The following is a 22,242-nucleotide window of genomic DNA, read 5'->3' as shown; positions in this document are numbered from 1 at the left end:
TGGTGCGGTCGCGGTCCGGGGGCTTCAGCCGCCGAGCCCGACGAGGTTCGGGATCTCCTGTGTGGCGTACCAGAGCAGCTCGTGGTCCTCGGCTCCGTCCACCACGAACTGGGCGTCGTCGTCCCCCGCGTCCGCCGCTCCCAGGGCCTCGGCCGCGGCGGTCACGTCCGCCTCCGCGTCATCGGAGTCGACGTGCACGGCGGCCGCCTTGGCCAGCCGCACCGGACCGGCCACCCGCACCTCGCCGAGCGCGACCGGGTCGAGGCCGCGGTCGGGGTCGGCCGTCGCCGCGCCGTCGGGCACGTCCACGGCGACCACCACACGGTGCCGCGGTGCGCCCGGGTCCAGCGCCAGCAGCCGCAGCGAGGCGAGCGCGGCCCGGTTCAGCGCGGCGTACTCCAGCTCCTCGATGTCGTCGGAGAGGTACCACTCGCGCAGGGCGGGCGTCACGGCGTACGCGGTGAGCGCCCCCGTCCCCAGCTCCCCCGCCTTGTGCGCCTCGGCGAGGCCCGAGAGGGTCAGGGGGACGTAGACACGCATGGCAGGCCGCTTTCGTGGTCGGAGGGCTCGCCGCCCGGACGGCCTTCAGGATACGTGCGGGAGCCCCCTTTCGAGTCCCCGGCCACACCGCCCGATCCGTCCACCGCGAGCCCCTCACCTCACCCGGTCCGCCCCAGTCCCCACACGGGTCACGGTCCTCGCGATCACACGTACAGGTGAACTCGTCCACGGCCCGACGCGCGCCGCGCCTTCCTTGCCGTGGCGCCCTCGGCCTCGTACAAGAGCCCCAGCAGGAAGTTACTGCCCGGTACAAACCGGTGCCCTGGGCGCCGGCGCCGGACAACGACACCGAACGGGGACTCATGAACAAGGTCATGACCAGGACCCAGCGCCGCCCGGGCACCCACCCGCCGGGCCGCCGCGACCCCCGCCGCCCCGGCGGCTACCCACCCCGCACCCCAGGCGGAACCCTCCCCCGCACCGCCGACGACAACCCCCCACCCCGCAACAGCTCCACACCCGTTACGCGCCCCCGCGACACCCGCCCTCCAGCCACCCCACTCCGCCCCCGACCCGCGCGGACCGGCACGCGGGACTCGGGAGGGCACGTCCCACGGCCGAACGAGGGCGCCGAGACGGCGATCCCGGCCGCCGCGGCGGGCAGGTCCCGCAGGACGGACACGAGTGCCCCCGGCCCAGCGCCCCGCACCACGGGCGCACCGACAACGGCAGCACCCGCCAGAACAGCCGCGAACCGCCCGCTGAGCAAAGCCGCCAGTCCCGCACCAGCCCCCTCGACGGACACAGCCCGCAGGACGGACACGCCACACCCGGCCGCCGACCCGGCGCCCACGGCCACTGCGGCAGCGGGCACGACGGGCACAGCCCGCGGGACGGGCACGGGCCACCCAGGCGCCAACCCGGCACGCACAGCCAACGCGCCAGCCGGCACGGCAAGCGCTACCGCCAGGACAGCCCCAGGCCGAACGGCCAGCGCAGGCGCCGGGACGGCTCCAGCCCGCTCAACGGACGCAGCCCGCAGGACGGGCACGGCACACCCGGCCGCCAACGCGGCAGCCGGCACGGCACGGACAGCCGCCAGAACGGCCCCAGGGCTCCCGGCGGCCGCAGCCCGCAGGTCGGACACGACACACCCGGGCACCGACCCGGCGCCCGCAGCCACCGCGGCAGCCCGCGCGGCGGGCGCGTCCGCCGGGACTGCCCCAGGCCAAGCGGTCGCAGCCGGAACCCGTCGGGTGGGTGCCCACAGGTCCGAGCCGGGCGGCTACGCGGGCGCAGCCCGCGCCGCAGGCTCGGCAGGCGCGGCGGGGGTCGTGCCCAGTGCTCAGGACGCCGTGCGGGCGGTCTCGCTGCCCGTCGCCACCGATCTGTTCGCCGATCGGCTGCTCGCCGTTCTCAGCGGGCAGCGGCCCGTGCACTGGATGCTCCGGCACACCGCGGGCCGGGCCTACGACGAGCTCGCCTGGCTCGCGGAGCGCGGCGCGCTGCGCACCCGCGGCGCCCGCCCCGTCGTGCGCGACATCGGCTACTACGAGCCCCGCCCGGGCGCCGTGGAGGCCTTCGCCCGCATCGGCGCGGGCGACCAGCTGCGCGCGATGGCGTTCCGCCTGGAGCAGGGTCGGGACCGGCGCTGGCGCTGCACGGCGGTGGAACTGGGCGGCCCCCGTATGCCCCGCACGAAGGACGACCTGCCCTGACGGCGAACCGCAGCCCAAGCCGAAGGGCCGGGCACCCGAGGGTGCCCGGCCCTTCCCTGTACGCTGCCGGCTCTCTCAGAGAGCGCCGGTCACTTCTTGCGGCGGCGCCCGGCCTTGGCCTGCTTGCGCCGCTCCGCACGCGTGAGGCCGTCGGCCTCCGAACGCACGGGCTCGCCGTCCGTGGCGAACTCACCCTCGACGATGCCGCCCTCGCCGTCCACAGTCGGCGCCGAGAAGTGCAGGTCACGCCGCTGCGGCGCGTCCAACCCCTTGGCCCGGATCTCCGGACGCGCGCCGGCCTGCGCCGGAACCGCGTCGTGCTTCTCCAGGTCGGCCACCGGCTTCGTGTCCTCGACCGGCACCTCCTCGACCTGCTGCTCGACCTGGACCTCCAGGTTGAACAGGTAGCCGACGGACTCCTCCTTGATGCCCTCCATCATCGCGGTGAACATGTCGAAGCCCTCGCGCTGGTACTCGACCAGCGGGTCCTTCTGCGCCATCGCGCGCAGGCCGATGCCCTCCTGGAGGTAGTCCATCTCGTAGAGGTGCTCGCGCCACTTGCGGTCCAGCACCGACAGCACCACCCGGCGCTCCAGCTCACGCATGATCTCCGAGCCGAGCTGCGCCTCGCGGGCCTCGTACTGCTCGCGGATGTCGTCCTCGATGGACTCGCTGATGAACTCCGCCGTCAGACCCGCGCGGTCCCCGGCCGCCTCCTCCAGCTCCTCGATGGTGATCTTCACCGGGTAGAGCTGCTTGAAGGCGCCCCACAGCCGGTCGAGATCCCAGTCCTCCGGGAAGCCCTCGGCGGTCTCCGCCCCGACGTACGCGTCGATGGTGTCGCTCATGAAGTGGAGCACCTGCTCCTGCAGGTCCTCGCCCTCCAGGACGCGGCGCCGCTCACCGTAGATGACCTCGCGCTGCCGGTTGAGCACCTCGTCGTACTTGAGAACGTTCTTGCGCGTCTCGAAGTTCTGCTGCTCGACCTGCGACTGGGCGGACGCGATCGCGCGCGTGACCATCTTGTTCTCGATCGGCACGTCGTCCGGGACGTTCGCCATCGACATCACGCGCTCGACCATCTGCGCCTTGAACAGACGCATCAGGTCGTCGCCCAGGGAGAGGTAGAAGCGGGACTCGCCCGGGTCGCCCTGACGGCCGCTACGACCGCGCAGCTGGTTGTCGATACGACGCGACTCGTGCCGCTCGGTGCCGAGCACGTACAGGCCGCCGAGCCTCTCGACCTCGTCCTTCTCGGTCTTGACCGCCTCCTCGGCGCGCTGCAGCGCGTCCGGCAGGGCCGCGGCCCACTCCTCGATGTGCTCCTCGGGGTCGAGGCCGCGCTGGCGCAGCTCCGCCTCGGCGAGGTCCTCGGGGTTGCCGCCGAGCTTGATGTCCGTACCGCGGCCGGCCATGTTCGTCGCCACGGTCACCGCACCCTTGCGGCCGGCCTGGGCGACGATCGACGCCTCGCGCTCGTGGTGCTTGGCGTTGAGCACCTCGTGCTGGACGCCGCGCTTGCTGAGCTGCTGCGAGAGGTACTCCGACTTCTCCACCGAGGTGGTGCCGACCAGGATCGGCTGGCCCTTCTCGTGCTTCTCGGAGATGTCGTCGACGACCGCCTCGAACTTGGCGACCTCGGTGCGGTAGATCAGGTCCGCCTGGTCCTTGCGGACCATCGGCCTGTTGGTCGGGATCGGGACCACGCCGAGCTTGTAGATCTGGTGGAACTCGGCGGCCTCGGTCATCGCCGTACCGGTCATGCCGGAGAGCTTGGAGTAGAGGCGGAAGAAGTTCTGCAGGGTGATCGTGGCGAGCGTCTGGTTCTCGTCCTTGATATCCACCCCTTCCTTCGCCTCGATCGCCTGGTGCATGCCCTCGTTGTAGCGGCGGCCGGCGAGGATACGGCCGGTGTGCTCGTCGACGATCATGACTTCGCCGTCGATGACGACGTAGTCCTTGTCGCGCTTGAAGAGCTCCTTGGCCTTGATGGCGTTGTTCAGGTAGCCCACGAGCGGGGTGTTCACCGACTCGTAGAGGTTGTCGATGCCCAGCCAGTCCTCGACCTTGGAGACACCGGCCTCGTGGATGGCGACCGTGCGCTTCTTCTCGTCGACGTCGTAGTCGCCGGTCTCCTCGACGCCCTTGAGCGGGTTGCCCGCCTCGCCCTTCTTCAGGCGGGTGACCAGCTTGGCGAAGTCGCCGTACCACTTGGTGGCCTGGTCGGCCGGGCCGGAGATGATCAGCGGCGTACGGGCCTCGTCGACGAGGATGGAGTCGACCTCGTCGACGATCGCGAAGTTGTGGCCGCGCTGGACGAGCTCGTCCTGGGACCACGCCATGTTGTCGCGGAGGTAGTCGAAGCCGAACTCGTTGTTCGTGCCGTAGGTGATGTCGCAGCCGTACTGCTCGCGGCGCTGGGCCGGCGTCATGTTGGCGAGGATGCAGCCGACGGACAGGCCCAGGAACCTGTGGACGCGGCCCATCATCTCCGAGTCGCGCTCGGCCAGGTAGTCGTTGACCGTGATGATGTGCACGCCGTCGCCCGAGATCGCGTTCAGGTAGGCGGGCAGGGTGCCGACCAGGGTCTTGCCCTCGCCGGTCTTCATCTCGGCGACATAACCCAGGTGCAGGGCGGCGCCGCCCATCAGCTGGACGTCGTAGTGCCGCTGGCCGAGGACACGCTTGGCCGCCTCGCGCACCGTGGCGAACGCCTCGGGGAGCAGGTCGTCCAGGCTCTCGCCGTCCGCGTACCGCTGCTTGTACTCATCGGTGAGGGCACGCAGATCGGCGTCGGAGAGGGCGACGAAGTCCTCTTCGATGGAGTTGACCTGGCCCGCGATGCGGTGCAGCTTGCGCAGGATCTTGCCTTCGCCTGCACGCATGATCTTCGAGAGGACGGACACGGGGGTTGGTCTCCTTGCCGGTCGGGCCTGGGACGGTCGGTTTCCATTGACGTACTGAGCAACGGCCATCGTATGCGAGGACACAGCCAAGCCGGGAGGGCCTGCCGCAAGGCCACCCGTCCGCAGCTTCACGGAGGCCTCAACGTGAACAACGTCCGGGGGTCGCGGATGGTGCCGTGTTCCGGCGACGTTTTGCGCGAATTGTGATCACTTCCTCACACGCCGAGAAATGCGATCAACCCCCCACACACCGGGAAAAGGGATGGCGCCTCCCGCGGCCCCCGAGCAGAATCGGGCGATGGAACCCGTCACGCTCACCACCGACCGTCTGCTCCTGCGCACGCTCGGCCCCCAGGACTCCGACGCGGTGTACGCGGCCGTGCAGGACCCCGACATCCAGCGCTGGCTCTCCCAGCTTCCTTCGCCCTATCTGCCCGAGCACGCGCAGAGCTTCACGGGGGACATGGTCCCCCTGGGCTGGGCCAACGGTTCGATGTTCACCTTCGGCCTCTTCCTCCCCGGCTCCGGAGGAGACCTCGTGGGCACGCTCGGCATAACGATGCGTTCGCTGGGCGAGGCCGAGATCGGCTACTGGGCCACGAAGGAGCACCGCGGCAACGGCTATGTGACCGAGGCCTCACTCACCGTCGCCCGCTGGGCCTTCACCCACCTCGCCGTCGACCGCCTGGAGTGGCGTGCCGAGGTCGGGAACCACGCCTCCCGCGCGGTCGCCGAACGGGTCGGCTTCACGGTGGAGGGCACGCTGCGCTCGGGGCTCAACAACAAGGGGGTACGACGGGACTGCTGGGTGGGTTCCCTGCTGCCGTCGGACCTGAGCCTGCCCTCGGCGGCGCCCTACCTGCCCGCTCCCGCCTGAGGTCGTCGGCGAAAGCGCAGCTCGGCGCGCGTTGTCGGTGCCGCCCCTTATCGTGCGATGCCATGACCTCGCTCCCCCGTCCCAGCACCGATCTCTCGGCGGACGAAGCCCGCCGTATCGCCCTGCGTGCCCAGGGTTTCCTCGGCGCACCCGACCGGCGGTCCGGTGTGCGCGGTGTCCTCCGGCACCTCGGCGCGGTCCAGCTCGACACCATCTCGGTGCTCGCCCGCTCCCACGAGCTCGTGCCCTACGCCCGCCTCGGCGCGGTCGGCCGCACAACCGTCGAGCGTGCCTACTGGGCGGCGGCGTCCACCGGCACGCCGTCGGCGCGCCCGCACGCCTTCGAGTACTGGTCGCACGCCGCCTGCATCCTGCCGATCGAGGAGTGGCCCCACTTCGCCTTCCGCCGCCGCGCCTACCGCAACCGCCCGCACTGGAACCACGAACTGCCCGACGGGGCGTACGACCAGGTCGTCAAGCAGCTGCACGCCGAGGGCCCGCTGACGGCGACGGAGCTGGGCGGGGCCAAGAAGACCAGTGAGTGGTGGGACTGGTCGGGCGCCAAGGTCGCCGTCGAGCGCGCCCTGATGTACGGCGAGGTGGTCTGCGTGGAGCGCCGGGGCTGGAAGCGGGTGTACGACCTCGCCGAGCGCGCCGTCCCCGAGGAGCTGCTGCACGACGAGCTGGACGACACCGAGTGCCTGCGCCGGCTGGTCCGCCTGGCCGGCCAGTCCCTGGGCGTGGGCACCCGCGCGGACATCGCGGACTACCACCGCCTCAAGGGCGAGCAGGTCGACGCGGTGATCGGGGACTCCGGGCTGGTCCCGGTCACGGTCGAGGGCTGGGGCAAGCCGGCCTGGGCGGACCCGGAGGCGCTGGCCACACCCCCGCGCGGCCGCCACCGCACCACTCTGCTGTCGCCCTTCGACTCGCTGGTCTGGGAGCGGGCGCGCACCGAGCGGATCTTCGGCTTCACCCACCGACTGGAGGCCTACGTCCCCAAGCCCAAGCGGGTCCACGGCTACTTCGCGATGCCCGTGCTCGCCGGCGGCCGCCTCGTCGGCCGCGTGGACCCCGCCCGGGAGGGCCGCATCCTCGTGGCCAAGCAGGTCACCCTGGACGGCGAGCGGTCCGTACCCGCCGTCGCCCAGGCGCTCGTCGAGGCGGCGAGCTGGGTGGACTGCACGGACGTACGCGTGGAACGGGTGGAACCGCCCGAGCTGCGCGAGCCCCTCGTGCGGGAACTCTCCCGCGCCGTCGGCTGACCCTCCGGGCAGCCCCGCCGGGCCTTACCGGGCCCTACCGGATCTCGAGGATCTTCTCCCGCATCGCGTAGACCACCGCCTCCATCCTGGAGTGCAGCTGGAGCTTCTCCAGGATGTTGCGGACGTGGTTCTTCACCGTGTTCTCGGAGATGAACAGTTCCTTGGCGATGTCCCTGTTGTTCATCCCCGTGGCGACGAGCTTGAGGACCTCCAGCTCACGGTCGGTCAGCCGGGGGGCGGGGACGAGGCGGCGTTCATCGGTCCGCTGGATCATCGACTTGAATTCGGTGAGCAGCTTCGACGCCATGGAGGGGCTGATCTGCGACTGCCCGTCGGCCACGGCGCGAATGGCGGTGGACACCTCGTCCGTGGAGATCTCCTTGAGGAGGTAGCCGGTGGCACCGGCCTTGATCGCCTCGTAGAGGTCGGCCTCCTCGTCGCTGATCGTCAGCATGATGATCTTGGCGCTGGGCGCGACCTCCTTGATGGACGTGCACGCCTCGATCCCACCGCGCTTGGGCATGCGTACGTCCATCAGCACGATGTCGGGCAGCAGGTCGGCGGCCTTGTCGACGGCTTCGGCCCCGTCACCCGCCTCGCCGACCACCTGGATGTCCTCCTCGGCGGCGAGCACGATCTCCAGGCCGCGGCGGAAGAGGGCGTGGTCGTCCACGACAAGGACTCTGATCGGCTCCTTGCGCGCGGTGCCCGCCTCCGGTGCCACGCCGACGACGCCGCCGTCGGCGTCCTCGTCCCTCATCGGTCCGAAGCTGTCCGCCATCGTTGTTCCTCCCCCTGAGGCTGTGGCCCGGTCTGTGGTGCGGTGGCCAACCCAAGGCAACGGCCCATCGGTTGGGCCGTTGCCGCCATGATTCCATGCCCGGCCGACACTGCGGTGACCAAGCGGCGTGTGAAGGGGGCGCACACCGGTGCCCCTGGGGGCGCACACCGCGCTCCAGGGGCACCGTCGCAGCTGTTGTTGTCGCCGGGGCGGCTCAACCGCCCAGTGTGCCGCCCGCCTCGGGCGCCTGAGTGACCATCGTGTCCGTCCGGAGGTGGATCACCCCGTAGTCATAGGCATGCCGCCGGTAGACGACGCTGGGTTCCTTGGTCTCGGAGTCGACGAAGAGATAGAAGTCGTGCCCGACCAGCTCCATCTCGTAGAGGGCCTGGTCGAGGGTCATCGGGGAGGCGACGTGGGTCTTCTCGCGGACGACGAGGGGTCCGTCCCCCTGCACCTCCAGCGAGCCGATTTTCTTGGTGGGCACCTGGCCCGCTTCCGCTTCCGTGACGGTCTGACCGCTGCCGTTCAGGGTCGCCGCACCGGGAACGTGGTCGGGGACCTCGGCGGCCGAGATCCGTCGTGCGCCACGCCGCGAGAAACGCTTGTCGTGCTGCTTGCGCAGCCGGGCACCGAGCTTCTCCGCCGCCAGGTCGAGCGCGGCGTACGGATCGCTGGCCGCTGCCTCCGCCCGGATCACCGGACCGCGGGAGCGGAGCGTGATCTCCACCCGGTCGCAGCGGTCGGCTTGTCGGGGGTTGGGCTCCTTGGACACCTCGACGTCGAGGCTGATCACCTTGCCATCGAGCTTCTGGATCTTCTCCAGGTTCAGCTTCTCGGCCACGTGCTTGCGGAACCGCTCGGGCACCTCGGTCTTGCGGCCCTTGACGACGATGTCCACGCAGAACTCCGTTCCCGGATCGCTCCGCTCCGACGGCGGAGCATCTCCCTTGTGCACCCGGTTCCGGTGAGCTCCGGAACCTCGGACTCGGTGACGTCCACCTCCTCCTCCCCCGCGGGCGAGATCTCCACCCGGCCGGTACGGGTGATAGCGAAAACCCGCAGCACGGCGTTCGGATATGACGGGGATGGCCTGCGCCTTTCCCTCACAACCCGAACATATCTCGCCCGGACGGATGACGTCACCCTCTACTGCGGCGTACCTCCGTTCAGGTGAATTGACCCACTCATTACCTGCAACGATGCACGTACTCAGTCAGTTCCGGTCTATTCCGAAGGAATCCGGAGAGGCCGCGACGACCGCCGCGCAGACCACCTCGCCAGCGCCGTACACCCACGCCATTTCGGGTGTTCCATACACCGAGTTCCCCTCCTGCTGCTCCTTCTGCCTTGATCTCGACTTCTGTTTCCTCATCCCTTCCCGGCCCCGCGCCGTGTACACGGCCGTCGTGACCGCCCGCGCCGCCTCCGCCAACGAGGCTCCGGTCGTCATGACGTCGTCGACCAGCACCACCGGACCGCTCAGCAGCAGCCGCGCACCGCCCGCGGCCACCTCCAGCGCGCCCGCGAGGTTCTCGAGCCGCTGCCGGGAGGTCAGCCCCGACTGGTCCGCCACGACGCGCCGCTGGCGCAGCACCGCCAGGGCCCGGGCCGGCGTCCCGGACCGCCGCAGCCCACCGGCCGCCGCGAGCGCGATCCGCCGCGCGGGATCGTGCCCCCGGGCCCGCACCGCCTGCCGCGCGGACGGCACGGGGACGAGCAGCACGGCACCACCTGCCACGCCACCGGCCGCCCCGGCTCCCGCTCCCGTTCTCCCCGCTCCCGTCGCCGCCGCCCGCAGCCCGGCCCGCGCCGCACCCGCCAGCGCCGTACCCAGCGGGCGCGCGAGACCCAGTGCGCCCCGCTCCTTGTGGGCGAGCAGGGCCGCCCGCACCGCGTCCGCGTACGGCGCCGCCGCGTACACCGCAGGCAGTCCGGACGGCTCCGGCACCGGTCGCACCCGGCGTGGTGCGCCCCGGCTCAGGGCGGCACGGCACCGAGGACAGAGCACCGTGCGAGGCCTGCCGCAGCCGCCGCACTCGGTCGGCAGCACCAGGTCGGTGAGGTCCTGCCACCACCCGTGCATGTCTTCCACTGTGCCTACGGCGCACCGTTCCGGCCAGCCCTGTGGACAACCCCCTGTGGACAACTCCCCCCACCGTCACCGGGGCTTCCCCCACACGGGCGACCAAGGGATGCCCCGGCCCGCTCGGAAGGGAGGGAGGATAGAAGGCTCTCAGCCCGGTCGGGAGGGAGGAACACGCTCAGCCCGGTCGGGACGGAAGGCCGCTCACCCCGGGTAGACCGGCGCCAACCCGTCCTTGACCACCTTCTGCCACTGCGTCCCGGACGGCAGCCGGACGATCCCGTCCTCCGAGGAGTACGCCACCAGCGGCGACCGGTCGTCCTCGGCCGCGGCGAGCGTCTGCACCCCCGTGAGCGCCGCCGGCGGCGGGCCCTCCGGCGTGGAGCCGTCGACCTGGACGTACCGCATCGTCTGCACGCCCCCCTTCTCCCGCCCGGCCACCACGAGGCGGCTGTCGCCGGCCCACGACATGGCGGTGACGTCCTCCAGCTCCGGAGCCGCCGAACGCAGTTCGCGCACCGACACCACCGGCCGGTCCCCGGCCTTGTCGTCGCGTTCGATCCGCCCGACGAGCAGGGATTTGCTGTCGTTCTCCGCCCGCACGACCAGGGCGATCCGTACCCCGTCGGCGGCCACCCGCACCGCGTCGACACGGCCCTTCAGCCCGGGGACGCGCACGTCGAGCGGCTGGCCCTCGCCCTGCTCCAACACCACCAGCCGCGGTCGGGCGGGATCGCGGTCGGCCACCCACAGGTCACCGCGCGCGTCCCAGCTCGGTACCGTCAGCCGGTCACCCTCGTCCTTGCCCTGGCTCCGCAGGACCGGCGCGTCGTGGGCTCCGCCCTCCACGAGGGGGCCCACGAACAGCGACTTGCCGTCGTCGCCGACCCCGGCCGCCGTGCGCTCGTCCCACGACACCGCCGCCGCCTGGAGCTTCTGGACACCCTCACCCAGCGCCCCCGGCACGGGTTCGGCGCCCATGGCGGTGCCGCCGCCGGCGATCCGCACCAGCCGCTGCTTGTCGTCGACGTAGTACAGGTAGTCGGGCCGCTTCACCGACCCGCGCGTGGCGACGGCCTCGGCCTGTTCCTCCTCGAGCGAGCACAGTGTGCCGCCGTCGGCGCGCTGGAGCGTGACGGTGTCCACGGTGGGTGTCAGGTTCTGCAGTGTGAACAGCAACTGGGTCGCCATCTCCCGGCACTTCTCGCGCCCGACCCCGGAGGCCTTCTCGTTCAGCGGCACCGTCAGCCGGTTCTGGTCGTCGGGCGCCAGCGAGGTGACCCCGCGGCGCAGCTCCGTCCCGGCCGGGAAGCTCGAACTGACCGCCGGCTCGAGCCAGCGCGTGGGCCCGCTCAGCACGGAGCGCACCACCTGCGTCATCGCGTCCACGCGCCGGCGCACGAAGACGGGATCGGAGACGGCGGTCGCCGATGTGGCCGAATCCGCCCAGGTGTTGGAGGCGAAGTAGTACTTGTTGACAGACATGTAGTTGCGCTGGAAGTCCGACTGCCCCATGACGACGCCCTGCGGCAGCACGTCGATGCGCCACTGCCCGCTCTTCTTGTCCCGCGTCAGATGAACCGGCTGACTGTACCCGCCGCGCATCGGCGTGTACGACTGCTGCACGTCAACCCGGGCCACCTTCTCGCCGGTCAGCGTGAACGCGTAGTCGTCGCTGTTGTCGTGGCTGGTGTCGTGCCCCGTGGTGCGGTCGACCTGGATGTCCGGGCCGCCCGCGAGCACGGTCGTGGACTGCTCCGGCCGCCAGCGCCCCGACGCCGTCCCCGTCAGATACTGACGCGCCGTCGCATACTGCGGATCGTCACTGGTCAGGGCCTCCAGAAAGCCCTGCACGATCTCCGCGGGCGGGGCATCCTCCCGGGGCGGCATGGCGAACACCCGCAGCTGGCTGTCCTGGCGCGGGGTGGACTCCACGTCCCGCAGATCCCCGCTGTCCGGCATCGAGGCGCACCCCGCCAGCAGTACGGCCCCGCAAGCGGCGTACGCCACCGCGCGCACCGGCCGCCGCACGCCCCCCACGCGGTCAGCGCCCACGAAATGCCTCCCCTTGCTGTGTCACGTCGTCCCGCGGCCCGGCTTCCTCGGCGGCAGCGGAGTCCGCAGGCCCCTTCCCTGCGGCGTCCACGGCGGACGCCGCCTCCTGCCGTCGCCCGCCCGCGGCCGGCCGGGGCACCACACGCGCGCCGCTGCCGGGCAGCGCCGTCGGATCGGCCGTCGGGGCCACCGCCGCCGACCGGGACGCGATCGGGTCCCGTGAGGACGCCATCCGCTCACCCGTCGCCTGGACCGGCACGGTGGCACGCTTCCCGCCCGGCAGACCGGCGTCGTCGAGCCCGCGGTTGCGGCGCGAGTCCTTCGGCTCCAGCGGGACGGGCGAGCCCCGCAGCGGCTCGTCCGCGGTCCTCGGCAGCGTCAGGCGGAACTGCGAGCCGCCGCCCGGCTCGCCCCACGCCTGAAGCCAGCCGCCGTGCAGCCGGGCGTCCTCCAGGGCGATCGACAGCCCCAGACCGGTACCGCCCGTGGTGCGGGCGCGCGCCGGATCCGCCCGCCAGAAGCGGCTGAACACACGAGTCGCCTCACCCGGCTTGAGCCCGACGCCGTAGTCGCGCACCGCGACCGCGACCGCGCCGCCCGCCGCCGCGAGTTTGACGACGACGTCCCTGCCGTCGCCGTGCTCAACAGCGTTGACGACCAGATTGCGCAGGATGCGCTCCACACGCCGGGCGTCGGCCTCCGCGACGACCGGCTGCTGGTCGCCGACGACCCGTATCCGCGTCCTTTTGCGTTCCGCGAGCGGCGCGGCGCCGCTGACGACCCGGTGCACGACCTCCCTGAGGTCGATCGGCTCGGCCTCCAGCGCCGCCGCGCCCGCGTCGAAACGGCTGATCTCCAGCAGGTCCGCGAGCAGCGACTCGAACCGGTCGAGCTGGTCGGCGAGCAGTTCCGCCGAGCGGGCGGTGACCGGGTCGAAGTCCTCGCGCGCCTCATGGATGACGTCGGCGGCCATCCGCACGGTCGTCAACGGCGTGCGCAGCTCGTGCGAGACGTCGGAGACGAACCGGCGCTGCATCCGCGACAGCTCCTCCAACTGCTGGATCTTCAGCTGAAGGTTCTGCGCCATCTTGTTGAAGGCCTCGCCGAGTCGCGCGATGTCGTCCTCACCGGTGACCTTCATCCGCTCCTGGAGCCGCCCGGCCGACAGCCGCTCGGCGATCCCGGCCGCCATCCGCACCGGCGTGACGACCTGCCGCACCACCAGCCAGGCGACGGCTCCGAGGAGTACGACGACGAACAGACCGGCCGTCGCCAGCGTGCCCTTGACCAGGCTCAGCGACTTCTCCTCCTGGGTGAGCGGGAAGAGGTAGTACAGCTGGTACGGATCGCCGTTGGGGTCGTTGACCTGCTTGCCGATGACCAGCGCGGGCTGGGAGCCCTTGTCGCCGCCCTGGTAGACGATGCGGGCGTAACTCTGGGCGGCCACCACGCCGTTGTTGACGCGGGCGCGCAGCTCCTCCGGAACGCTCGCCGTGGGATCCACGCCGCCGGAGGCGCGCGGACCGCGCCCGCCACCGCTGTCGTCGCCGGCGGGCAGCGTGACCACGTCGAAGGCGCCCTGACCGCCGCTGGACAGCGACGACACCAGGTCGCTCATCCACTGGATGACGTTCTGCGAGGAGTGGCCGTCAGCGGCGGAGACGTCGTCGCCGGGACCGGTCGCCGCCTCGTCGGCCCGTTGCTTGGCCACCGCGAAACCACCGGTGGCCTGGCTCTGCGAGGCCTTCACCTTGGCGTCGAGCAGTCCGTTGCGCACTTGGCCGATGACGACGAAACCCAGCAGCAGTACGACGCCCAGCGACATCAGCAGGGTGGTCGCGACGACCCTGAGCTGGATGTTGCGCCGCCACAGCCGCATCACGGGCAGCAGCGGCCGGCGCACCCAGCGCAGAAACAGACGCAGGACCGGGCTGCCCTGGACACCGCCGTGCAGCAGCCCGCCCTCCAGGAGGCGTCCCCAGCGGGAGCCGGCGGTCGTCCGGCCGACAGGCCGCCCCGCGCCGGCCCCGGAACCCCCGGGCGCCGAAGCGGCGCTGTCCCCCGACACGTCAGCTCGGTCCGGCCTTGTAACCGACACCGCGGACGGTCACCACGATCTCCGGCTTCTCCGGGTCCTTCTCGACCTTGGAGCGCAGCCGCTGCACGTGCACGTTCACCAGGCGGGTGTCGGCCGCGTGCCGGTAGCCCCAGACCTGCTCCAGGAGCACCTCGCGGGTGAACACCTGCCACGGCTTGCGGGCCAGCGCGACCAGCAGGTCGAACTCCAGCGGCGTCAGCGCGATCGACTGCCCGTCCCGCTTCACGGAGTGACCCGCGACATCGATGACGAGGTCGCCGATGGCGAGCTGCTCCGGTGCGGGCTCCTCCGACCTGCGCAGCCGCGCCCGGATACGGGCCACCAGCTCCTTCGGCTTGAACGGCTTCACGATGTAGTCGTCGGCGCCGGACTCCAGGCCCACGACGACGTCCACGGTGTCACTCTTGGCTGTCAGCATCACGATCGGCACCCCGGACTCCGCCCTGATCAGGCGGCACACCTCGATGCCGTCGCGGCCGGGCAGCATCAGGTCGAGCAGGACCAGATCGGGTTTCGCCTCACGAAAGGCGGCCAGCGCCTTGTCGCCGTCGGCCACGAAAGACGGCTCGAAACCTTCACCACGCAGCACGATCCCGAGCATCTCGGCCAGTGCGGTGTCGTCGTCGACGACAAGGACTCGTCCCTTCATAACCGACATCATCCCATTCTCGTAACGGTGGCGAAGATCCAGGTGAGACAGCTCACTGGCCTGTGACGATAGTCGTAGTGAGCCGTCACTGTCTGCCTGCGGCCCGAGAACGGGGTGCCGGTGCTCAGTCTGTCGTGGTCCCCCTCGACCTGGCGCACAATTCGGCCAGTCCCTTGGCGGTCACCGGCGAGACGGCGCCCTCCTCGGTGACGATCGCCGTCACCAGCTCCGGCGGGGTCACGTCGAACGCCGGGTTGTACGCCTGCGTGCCCAGCGGCGCGACCGGGAGACCGCTGCCGGCTCCCGTGACCGGGACCTGGGGCGCGATGAACTCGGTCACCTCGTAGCCCGGCCGCTGCTCGACCTCGATCGCCGCGCCGTCCGGGGTCGCCGGGTCCACTGTCGTCACCGGCGCCACCACGATGAACGGCACGTGGTGGTAACGCGCGAGCACCGCGAGCGGATAGCTGCCCACCTTGTTCGCCACCGAGCCGTCGGCGGCGATACGGTCCGCGCCGATCAGCACGGCGTCCACCTCACCGGCCGCGAACAGGGAGCCCGCCGCGTTGTCGGTGAGCAGGGTGTACGACATGTCGTTGCGAGCCGCCTCGTACGCCGTCAGACGGGCGCCCTGGAGCAATGGCCGGGTCTCGTCCACCCACAGCCGCCGCAGCCGTCCGGCTCGATGCGCCGCGAGCGCCACCGCGAACGCCGTGCCCTCTCCACCCGAGATCAGCGACCCGGTGTTGCAGTGGGTGAGGACGCGGTGCCCGCCGCCGGGCAGCAGCTCGTCCAGCAGCGCCAGCCCGTGCTCGGCCATCCGCGCGCTGGCCCGGGCGTCCTCCTGGTGCAGCTGCCGCGCCGCGGCCAGCGCCGCCGAGGCGGCCTGTCCGGGGTCGCCGGTCCTGGCGAGCGCCGCCTGATGGGCGGACCGCGCCCGGCGCACACCGACGGAGAGGTTCACCGCCGTGGGCCGGGCAGCCGCCAGCGCGGTCGCGGCCTCGTCCACGTCGAAGCCGCGCGCGGCGGCGAGCGCGACGCCGTACGCCCCGGCGATGCCGAGCACCGGCGCCCCGCGCACGGCCAGCGACCGGATCGCCTCCACCAGAGCGGGCGCGTCCGTGCACACCAACTCGACCTCCTCGGCGGGAAGCCTGGTCTGGTCGAGGAGGACCAGCACCGGGCCCTCGGGCGGCTCTTCCCAGCGGATCACCGAGGTACCGGCCGCCCGGTCGTCCTCGCGGGTCTGCGCGTACTGATCAGCCATGCCGTCAGTGTGCCCCCTGTCCGGCGGACAATTGAAGGTACGCAGCCATCAGCACCGCCGGTCGCCCGAAGACCACCCCATGGCACGATGGCAGCCAACCTGCCGCCGCGACGGCGGACGGGCACCGTGAAGGAGCGACGATGACTGACACTCCGGGCTGGGCCTCGCCCGGATCCGCCCCGTCCGACGGACAGGAGACCGGCGCGTCCGGACCTGCCGACGCCGCCGGCCGCCCCGACGCCGCACCACCCGCGGACCACTCGGGCGAGCAGCCGCAGGGTCCCGGCGTGAAGTGGTCCAAGGAGCAGCCGCCGCCGGGCCAGTGGTCCGCGCCCACGGGAGCCCCGGCCCCCGGCCAGGCACCACCGCCACCCGCGGGCCCCACCTGGGGCGGACAGCCCCCGGCCGGCTACGGCCCCGGCGGTCAAAACCCTGGTGGTTACGGCGGCCCGGGTGGTTACGGCGCTCCCGGTTACGGCGGTCCCGCCGGCTACGGCGCCTGGGGCGGCGCCGGCTGGGGCGGCCCGCCCCCCGCGGCCAAGCCCGGCGTGATCCCGCTGCGCCCGCTGGGCGTGGGCGAGATCCTCGACGGCACGGTGTCCACCATGCGCGCCCACTGGCGCACCGTCCTGGGCATCACCCTGGTCGTCGCGGTCTTCTCCCAGATCATCGCCATCCTGGTGCAACGCCTGGTCCTCGACAGCACGAGCAACCAGGTCCTCAGCGACCCGAACGCCACCCCCGGCGAGGTCGGCCGCGCCATGGGCAACGCCATGCTCGGCTCCGGCGCCGTCCTCATCGTCTCCCTGGTCGCCACCGTCATGGCCACCGCACTGCTCACGACGGTCACCAGCCGCGCGGTCCTCGGCAAGCCGGTCACCACCGCGGAGGCCTGGCGGGACGCCCGCCCCCAGGTGCTCAAACTGTTCGGGCTCGTCACCCTGCTGCTCATCATCTGCCTCGGCGTCATCGCCGTCGGCGTGCTGCCCGGCATCCTCGTCGCCACCACGTCCTCGCCCCTGGGGGGCATAGCACTGGCCTTCCTGGGCGGCCTGGCCGCCTGCGTACCCGCCCTGTGGCTGGCGGTCCGCTTCTCGCTCGCCTCGCCCGCCCTGATGCTGGAGAAGCAGGGCATCGCCAAGTCGATGAGCCGCTCCGCCAAACTGATCCGCGGCTCCTGGTGGCGCGTCTTCGGCATCCAGCTGCTGGCGGGACTCATCGCGGGCCTCGTCTCCGCGGTCATCGCCATCCCCTTCTTCGCCCTCGCCCTGGTCTTCGACGGGGGCGGCATGTCCGGCTTCCTCAGCGGCACCCCGAACGTCGGCTGGGCCTACCTGATCATCACCGGGATCGGGGCCGTGCTCGGCTCCACGGTCACCTTCCCGATCACGGCCGGTGTCACCGTGCTGCTCTACATCGACCAGCGCATCCGCCGCGAGGCCCTCGACCTCGACCTGGCCCGTGCCGCAGGCGTCCAGGGATACGGATCCGACGCGCCAGCCTCCGGGAGCTGATGCCGTGAGCCTGGCGGGGGGAGTTCTCACAGCACTGCCGGCGTTCCCACACGCCGTGGACAAAGCACTGCGGATCGCGCTGCACACGCGCGGCACGGCCCTGGCGCAGTCGCGCTCCGCGGCCGAGCCACCGGTGACCGTCCCACGCGACCCGGCACGCGAGGCGGCCCAGCGCGAACTGTCCAAGCCGATGTACCACGAGCACGACCCGGGCCTGCTCCAACGCGCCCTGAACGCCTTCTGGAACTGGGTCGGCAAACTGTTCGACTCCGCCTCGGTCGCCACCCCGGGCGGGAGCGTCGGACTGATCGTCGTCATCGTGGCCGTCCTCGCCGTGCTCGGTGCCCTGTGGTGGCGCCTCGGCACACCGCGCCGCGAACCCACTTCCTCCGCCGCCCTGTTCGACGACCGCCCCCGCAGCGCCGCCGAACACCGCGCCGCCGCCGAGGCACACGCCGTCCAGGGCCACTGGAACCAGGCCGTCCAGGAACGCATGCGCGCCATCGTCCGCTCCCTGGAGGAACGAGCCCTGCTCGACGTCCGCCCCGGCCGCACCGCCGACGAGGCCGCCGCCGAGGCCGGCCGCGCCCTCCCCGCGCACACCGACCGGCTGCGCGCCGCCGCCCGGGACTTCGACGACGTCACATACGGCGGCCGCCAGGCGACCGAAGCGGCGTACCACCGCATCGCCGAACTCGACCGCGACCTCGAACGCACCAGGCCCCAACTCGCCGGCACCGGCCACGACACGGCCCCCACCGGCCGCCAGGGAGCCGCCGGATGACCACCGAGGCTACGCTCCCCTCCACCTCGGTCTCGCGCACCGGCCGCCAGGTGTGGACCCGCACGCGCGGGATCCTGCTCGCCCTCGTCCTCCTCCTCGCCGCCGCCGTCGCGATCGCCGCGGTCCAGTCGGGCGCCCAGCACGGCCGCCTGGACCCGCGCTCCGCCGACCCCTACGGCAGCCGCGCCGTCGCCGAGCTCCTCGCCGACCACGGTGTGTCCACACGTGTGGTCACCACCCTCGGCGAGGCACGCGCCGCCGCCGGATCCGACACCACCCTGCTGGTCGCCGTCCCCGACCTGCTGACGGACGGACAGCAGTCCCGGCTGCGCCACGCGACCGACGCCACCGGCGGGCGCATCGTCCTCGTCGCCCCCGATTTTCCCTCCGTCAGCGGCCTGGCGCCGGGCGTCACCGCGGCGAACACACCCAGTTTCGACACCACTCTCTCCCCCGGCTGCGCCCTGCCCGCCGCCCGCCGCGCCGGCACCGCGGACACCGGCGGCGGCATCCGCTACTCCACCACCGTCAAGAACGCGGACGCCTGCTACCCCAGCGACGGCCTGCCCACCCTGCTGCGCATCCCGCAGACCACCAAGGGCGGCGACACCGTCGTCCTCGGCGCCCCCGACATCCTCTACAACAACCGCCTCGCCAAGCAGGGCAACGCCTCGCTCGCCCTGCAACTCCTCGGCTCCCGCCCCCATCTGGTCTGGTACCTCCCCTCGTTCTCCGACGCGTCGGCCCCCGACACCGGCGACCGCGACTTCTTCGATCTGCTCCCCTCGGGCTGGCTCTGGGGCACCCTGCAACTCTTCGTCGCCGCGGCCCTGGCCGCCCTGTGGCGGGCACGCCGGCTCGGTCCCCTCGTGCCCGAAAAACTCCCCGTGGCGATCCGCGCCTCCGAAACCGTCGAAGGCCGCGCCCGCCTCTACCGCAAGGCGAACGCCCGCGACCGCGCCGCCACCGCTCTTCGCTCCACCACACGCACCCGCCTGGCCCCCCTCGTCGGCATCCCCGTCACCCAGGCGCACACGCCCGAGGTCCTGCTCCCCGCCCTGTCCGCCCGCCTCCACGGCGAAGGACTGTCCATGCACGACCTGCTCTTCGGCCCGCCGCCCGGCGACGACGCGGCCCTCGTCACCCTCGCCGACCGACTCGACGCCCTCGAAAGAGAGGTACGCCGTCCATGATGGACCCGACCACTGACAACGCCGGGCACACCGGGGACACGGGCCACGCCCGGTCCTCCCTGGAAGCCCTGCGCGCCGAGATCGCCAAGGCCGTGGTCGGCCAGGATCCCGCCGTGACCGGTCTCGTCGTCGCCCTCCTCTGCCGTGGACACGTCCTCCTTGAAGGAGTCCCCGGAGTGGCGAAGACCCTGCTCGTCCGCACGCTCGCCGCCGCGCTCGACATCGACACCAAGCGCGTGCAGTTCACCCCCGACCTGATGCCGAGCGACGTGACCGGCTCGCTGGTCTACGACGCCCGCACCGCCGAGTTCTCCTTCCAGCCCGGCCCGGTCTTCACCAACCTCCTCCTCGCCGACGAGATCAACCGCACCCCTCCCAAGACCCAGTCGTCGCTCCTGGAGGCCATGGAGGAGCGCCAGGTCACCGTCGACGGCACCCCGCGCCCGCTCCCCGATCCCTTCCTGGTCGTCGCGACCCAGAACCCGGTCGAGTACGAGGGCACCTACCCCCTCCCCGAGGCCCAGCTGGACCGCTTCCTCCTCAAGCTGACCATCCCGCTGCCCTCCCGCCAGGACGAGATCGACGTCCTCACCCGCCACGCCGACGGCTTCAACCCGCGCGACCTGCGCGCCGCCGGTGTACGCCCCGTGGCCGGCCGCGCCGACCTGGACGCGGCCCGCGCCGCGATCGCCAAGACGACCGTCTCCCCCGAGATCACGGCCTACGTCGTCGACATCTGCCGGGCGACCCGGGAATCACCGTCCCTGGCCCTCGGCGTCTCCCCGCGCGGAGCGACGGCGCTGCTGTCGACGTCCCGTGCGTGGGCCTGGCTGACCGGTCGCGACTACGTCATCCCCGACGACGTCAAGGCACTGGCCCTGTCCACCCTGCGCCATCGGGTCCAGCTGCGCCCGGAGGCCGAGATGGAAGGCGTGACCGCCGATTCGGTGATCAACGCGATCCTCGCTCACGTGCCGGTCCCCCGCTGATGGCCCTCACCGGACGCGCCGCGCTCCTCGCGGCCCTCGGCTCCCTCCCCGTCGGCATCTGGGACCCGGGCTGGTCGGGCATCCTCGCTGTGAACGCGCCCCTGGCCGTGGCCTGCGCCTGCGACTACGCCCTGGCGGCGCCGGTGCGACGCCTCGGCCTGACCCGTTCCGGGGACACCTCCGTGCGCCTGGGCGAGAGCGCCGACATCACCCTCACGGTCACCAACCCCTCACGCCGCCTGCTGCGCGCCCGGCTCCGTGACGCCTGGCCCCCCAGCAGCTGGCAGCCGGGCACCGAAATGACGGCCTCCCGACATCGCCTGAGAGTGCCGCCCGGCGAACGGCGCCGTGTCACCACGCGCCTGCGCCCCACCCGTCGCGGCGACCGCCAGGCCGACCGCGTGACAGTCCGTTCCTACGGCCCTCTCGGGCTGGTCGCCCGCCAGGGCACCCACAAGGTCCCCTGGACGGTACGCGTGCTGCCGCCGTTCACCAGCCGCAAGCACCTGCCCTCGAAACTCGCCCGACTGCGGGAACTCGACGGCCGCACCAGTGTGCTCATCCGCGGAGAGGGAACGGAGTTCGACAGCCTGCGCGAGTACGTCCCTGGTGACGACACCCGCTCCATCGACTGGCGCGCCACCGCCCGCCAGTCCTCGGTCGCTGTCCGTACCTGGCGCCCCGAACGCGACCGGCACATCCTGCTCGTCCTGGACACCGGCCGCACCTCCGCGGGCCGTGTGGGCGACGCCCCGCGCCTGGACGCCTCCATGGACGCCGCCCTGCTCCTCGCGGCCCTCGCCTCCCGCGCCGGCGACCGCGTGGACCTCCTCGCCTACGATCGCCGGGTTCGTGCCCTCGTCCAGGGCCGCTCCGCAGTCGATGTCCTGCCGTCCCTGGTCGACGCCATGGCGGCACTGGAACCCGAACTCGTCGAGACGGACGCCCGGGGCCTTACGGCCACAGCCCTGCGTACGGCACCGCGCCGGTCGCTGATCGTCCTGCTGACCAGCCTGGACGCGGCGCCCGTCGAGGAGGGCCTGCTGCCCGTGCTCCCTCAACTCACCCAGCGCCACACGGTTCTGGTGGCCTCGGTGGCGGATCCGCTGGTGACACAGATGGCCGCGTCCCGGGGAAGTGTGGACGCGGTCTACGAAGCCGCCGCCGCGGCGACGGCGCAGACCGAACGCCACCGCACCGCCGAGCAACTCCGCCGCCACGGAGTCACCGTCGTCGACGCCGCACCGGACGATCTGGCGCCGGCGCTGGCAGACGCCTATCTGGCGCTGAAGACAGCGGGGAGGCTTTGAAAGAGAGAGCAAGGGACAGGGGCGTAAGCCCCTGGTGCGGTGCGTAAACGCAGAAAACCCCCGTGCCGAATGGCACGGGGGTTTTCTCAAAATTTGTTCGGCGGCGTCCTACTCTCCCACAGGGTCCCCCCTGCAGTACCATCGGCGCTGTGAGGCTTAGCTTCCGGGTTCGGAATGTAACCGGGCGTTTCCCTCACGCTATGACCACCGAAACACTATGAAACAATCAACCGGAGCCGCAGCAACGGC

At 71.9% G+C, this 22,242-nt stretch carries 17 protein-coding genes and 1 rRNA gene; 8 read left to right on the top strand and 10 right to left on the bottom strand.

The features are described from left to right. Positions 1–24: 24 nt before the first annotated feature. Complete coding sequence (locus tag TNCT6_RS18940) at positions 25–540, bottom strand: hypothetical protein (protein ID WP_141360484.1); 516 nt, start codon at positions 538–540, stop codon at positions 25–27. A 1,295-nt stretch (positions 541–1,835) separates the two neighbouring features. Between TNCT6_RS18940 and TNCT6_RS18935 the strand changes: the two genes are divergently transcribed. Then, on the top strand, positions 1,836–2,219 hold the full coding sequence (locus TNCT6_RS18935; RefSeq protein ID WP_373996184.1) for an Rv3235 family protein: 384 nt from the start codon (positions 1,836–1,838) through the stop codon (positions 2,217–2,219). Between the two features lie 89 nt (positions 2,220–2,308). Here the strand turns inward: TNCT6_RS18935 and secA are convergent, their stop codons facing one another. Next, the gene (gene secA / locus TNCT6_RS18930) at positions 2,309–5,125 is read right to left on the bottom strand and encodes a preprotein translocase subunit SecA (protein ID WP_141360483.1); all 2,817 of its coding nucleotides are present in this window, start codon (positions 5,123–5,125) and stop codon (positions 2,309–2,311) included. A gap of 298 nt (positions 5,126–5,423) precedes the next feature. On the opposite strand from secA, the gene TNCT6_RS18925 reads away from it, so the two are divergent. Both TNCT6_RS18925 and TNCT6_RS18920 read left to right on the top strand, forming a co-directional pair. Next, the gene (locus TNCT6_RS18925) at positions 5,424–6,002 is read left to right on the top strand and encodes a GNAT family N-acetyltransferase (protein WP_141360482.1); all 579 of its coding nucleotides are present in this window, start codon (positions 5,424–5,426) and stop codon (positions 6,000–6,002) included. A 62-nt stretch (positions 6,003–6,064) separates the two neighbouring features. Next, positions 6,065–7,267 (top strand): winged helix-turn-helix domain-containing protein, encoded by a 1,203-nt coding sequence (locus TNCT6_RS18920; protein ID WP_141360481.1) that lies wholly within the window; start codon positions 6,065–6,067, stop codon positions 7,265–7,267. A 34-nt stretch (positions 7,268–7,301) separates the two neighbouring features. Here TNCT6_RS18920 and TNCT6_RS18915 read toward each other — a convergent pair whose 3' ends face one another. From TNCT6_RS18915 to mtnA, 7 genes are all read right to left on the bottom strand, one after another. After that, positions 7,302–8,048 carry a response regulator transcription factor gene (locus tag TNCT6_RS18915; protein ID WP_141360480.1) on the bottom strand — a complete coding sequence of 249 codons (747 nt, stop codon included), beginning with the start codon at positions 8,046–8,048 and terminating at the stop codon, positions 7,302–7,304. A 214-nt stretch (positions 8,049–8,262) separates the two neighbouring features. Then, positions 8,263–8,949, bottom strand: coding sequence for a ribosome hibernation-promoting factor, HPF/YfiA family (gene hpf, locus TNCT6_RS18910; protein ID WP_141360479.1), 687 nt, complete (start codon positions 8,947–8,949; stop codon positions 8,263–8,265). A gap of 315 nt (positions 8,950–9,264) precedes the next feature. Continuing rightward, positions 9,265–10,134 carry a ComF family protein gene (locus TNCT6_RS18900; RefSeq protein ID WP_141360477.1) on the bottom strand — a complete coding sequence of 290 codons (870 nt, stop codon included), beginning with the start codon at positions 10,132–10,134 and terminating at the stop codon, positions 9,265–9,267. A gap of 204 nt (positions 10,135–10,338) precedes the next feature. Further along, a complete protein-coding gene (locus TNCT6_RS18895) occupies positions 10,339–12,189 on the bottom strand; it encodes an LpqB family beta-propeller domain-containing protein (RefSeq protein WP_141360476.1) in 1,851 nt (616 codons plus the stop codon). Beyond that, the gene (gene mtrB / locus TNCT6_RS18890) at positions 12,179–14,257 is read right to left on the bottom strand and encodes an MtrAB system histidine kinase MtrB (protein ID WP_141360475.1); all 2,079 of its coding nucleotides are present in this window, start codon (positions 14,255–14,257) and stop codon (positions 12,179–12,181) included. The genes TNCT6_RS18895 and mtrB overlap by 11 nt, the downstream gene beginning before the upstream one ends. A gap of 1 nt (position 14,258) precedes the next feature. After that, positions 14,259–14,948 carry a two-component system response regulator MtrA gene (gene mtrA / locus TNCT6_RS18885; RefSeq protein ID WP_216372785.1) on the bottom strand — a complete coding sequence of 230 codons (690 nt, stop codon included), beginning with the start codon at positions 14,946–14,948 and terminating at the stop codon, positions 14,259–14,261. 112 nt (positions 14,949–15,060) lie between these two features. Further along, positions 15,061–16,203 carry an S-methyl-5-thioribose-1-phosphate isomerase gene (gene mtnA, locus TNCT6_RS18880; RefSeq protein ID WP_141360474.1) on the bottom strand — a complete coding sequence of 381 codons (1,143 nt, stop codon included), beginning with the start codon at positions 16,201–16,203 and terminating at the stop codon, positions 15,061–15,063. Positions 16,204–16,343: 140 nt separating this feature from the next. On the opposite strand from mtnA, the gene TNCT6_RS18875 reads away from it, so the two are divergent. The 5 genes from TNCT6_RS18875 to TNCT6_RS18855 are packed head-to-tail and all read left to right on the top strand — an operon-like array spanning position 16,344 to position 21,993. Continuing rightward, positions 16,344–17,717 (top strand): glycerophosphoryl diester phosphodiesterase membrane domain-containing protein, encoded by a 1,374-nt coding sequence (locus tag TNCT6_RS18875; protein WP_141360473.1) that lies wholly within the window; start codon positions 16,344–16,346, stop codon positions 17,715–17,717. Positions 17,718–17,721: 4 nt separating this feature from the next. Further along, positions 17,722–18,501, top strand: a complete 780-nt coding sequence (locus TNCT6_RS18870; RefSeq protein ID WP_141360472.1) for a DUF4129 domain-containing protein — start codon at positions 17,722–17,724, stop codon at positions 18,499–18,501. Further along, positions 18,498–19,694 carry a DUF4350 domain-containing protein gene (locus TNCT6_RS18865; RefSeq protein ID WP_141360471.1) on the top strand — a complete coding sequence of 399 codons (1,197 nt, stop codon included), beginning with the start codon at positions 18,498–18,500 and terminating at the stop codon, positions 19,692–19,694. The genes TNCT6_RS18870 and TNCT6_RS18865 overlap by 4 nt, the downstream gene beginning before the upstream one ends. Continuing rightward, complete coding sequence (locus TNCT6_RS18860; protein ID WP_141360470.1) at positions 19,694–20,683, top strand: MoxR family ATPase; 990 nt, start codon at positions 19,694–19,696, stop codon at positions 20,681–20,683. The genes TNCT6_RS18865 and TNCT6_RS18860 overlap by 1 nt, the downstream gene beginning before the upstream one ends. Next, positions 20,683–21,993 carry a DUF58 domain-containing protein gene (locus TNCT6_RS18855; protein WP_141360469.1) on the top strand — a complete coding sequence of 437 codons (1,311 nt, stop codon included), beginning with the start codon at positions 20,683–20,685 and terminating at the stop codon, positions 21,991–21,993. Before TNCT6_RS18860 ends, TNCT6_RS18855 begins: the two co-directional genes overlap by 1 nt. A 95-nt stretch (positions 21,994–22,088) precedes the next feature. On the opposite strand, the gene rrf is transcribed toward TNCT6_RS18855, so the two are convergent. Continuing rightward, positions 22,089–22,205: ribosomal RNA gene (rrf, locus tag TNCT6_RS18850) — 5S ribosomal RNA — on the bottom strand. Between the last annotated feature and the right edge of the window lie 37 nt (positions 22,206–22,242).

This window comes from Streptomyces sp. 6-11-2 (assembly GCF_006540305.1).
Taxonomy (GTDB): Bacteria; Actinomycetota; Actinomycetes; order Streptomycetales; family Streptomycetaceae; genus Streptomyces.
The sequence above is the reverse complement of the archived record's forward strand: the minus strand, read 5'-3'. Positions and strand labels throughout refer to the sequence as shown.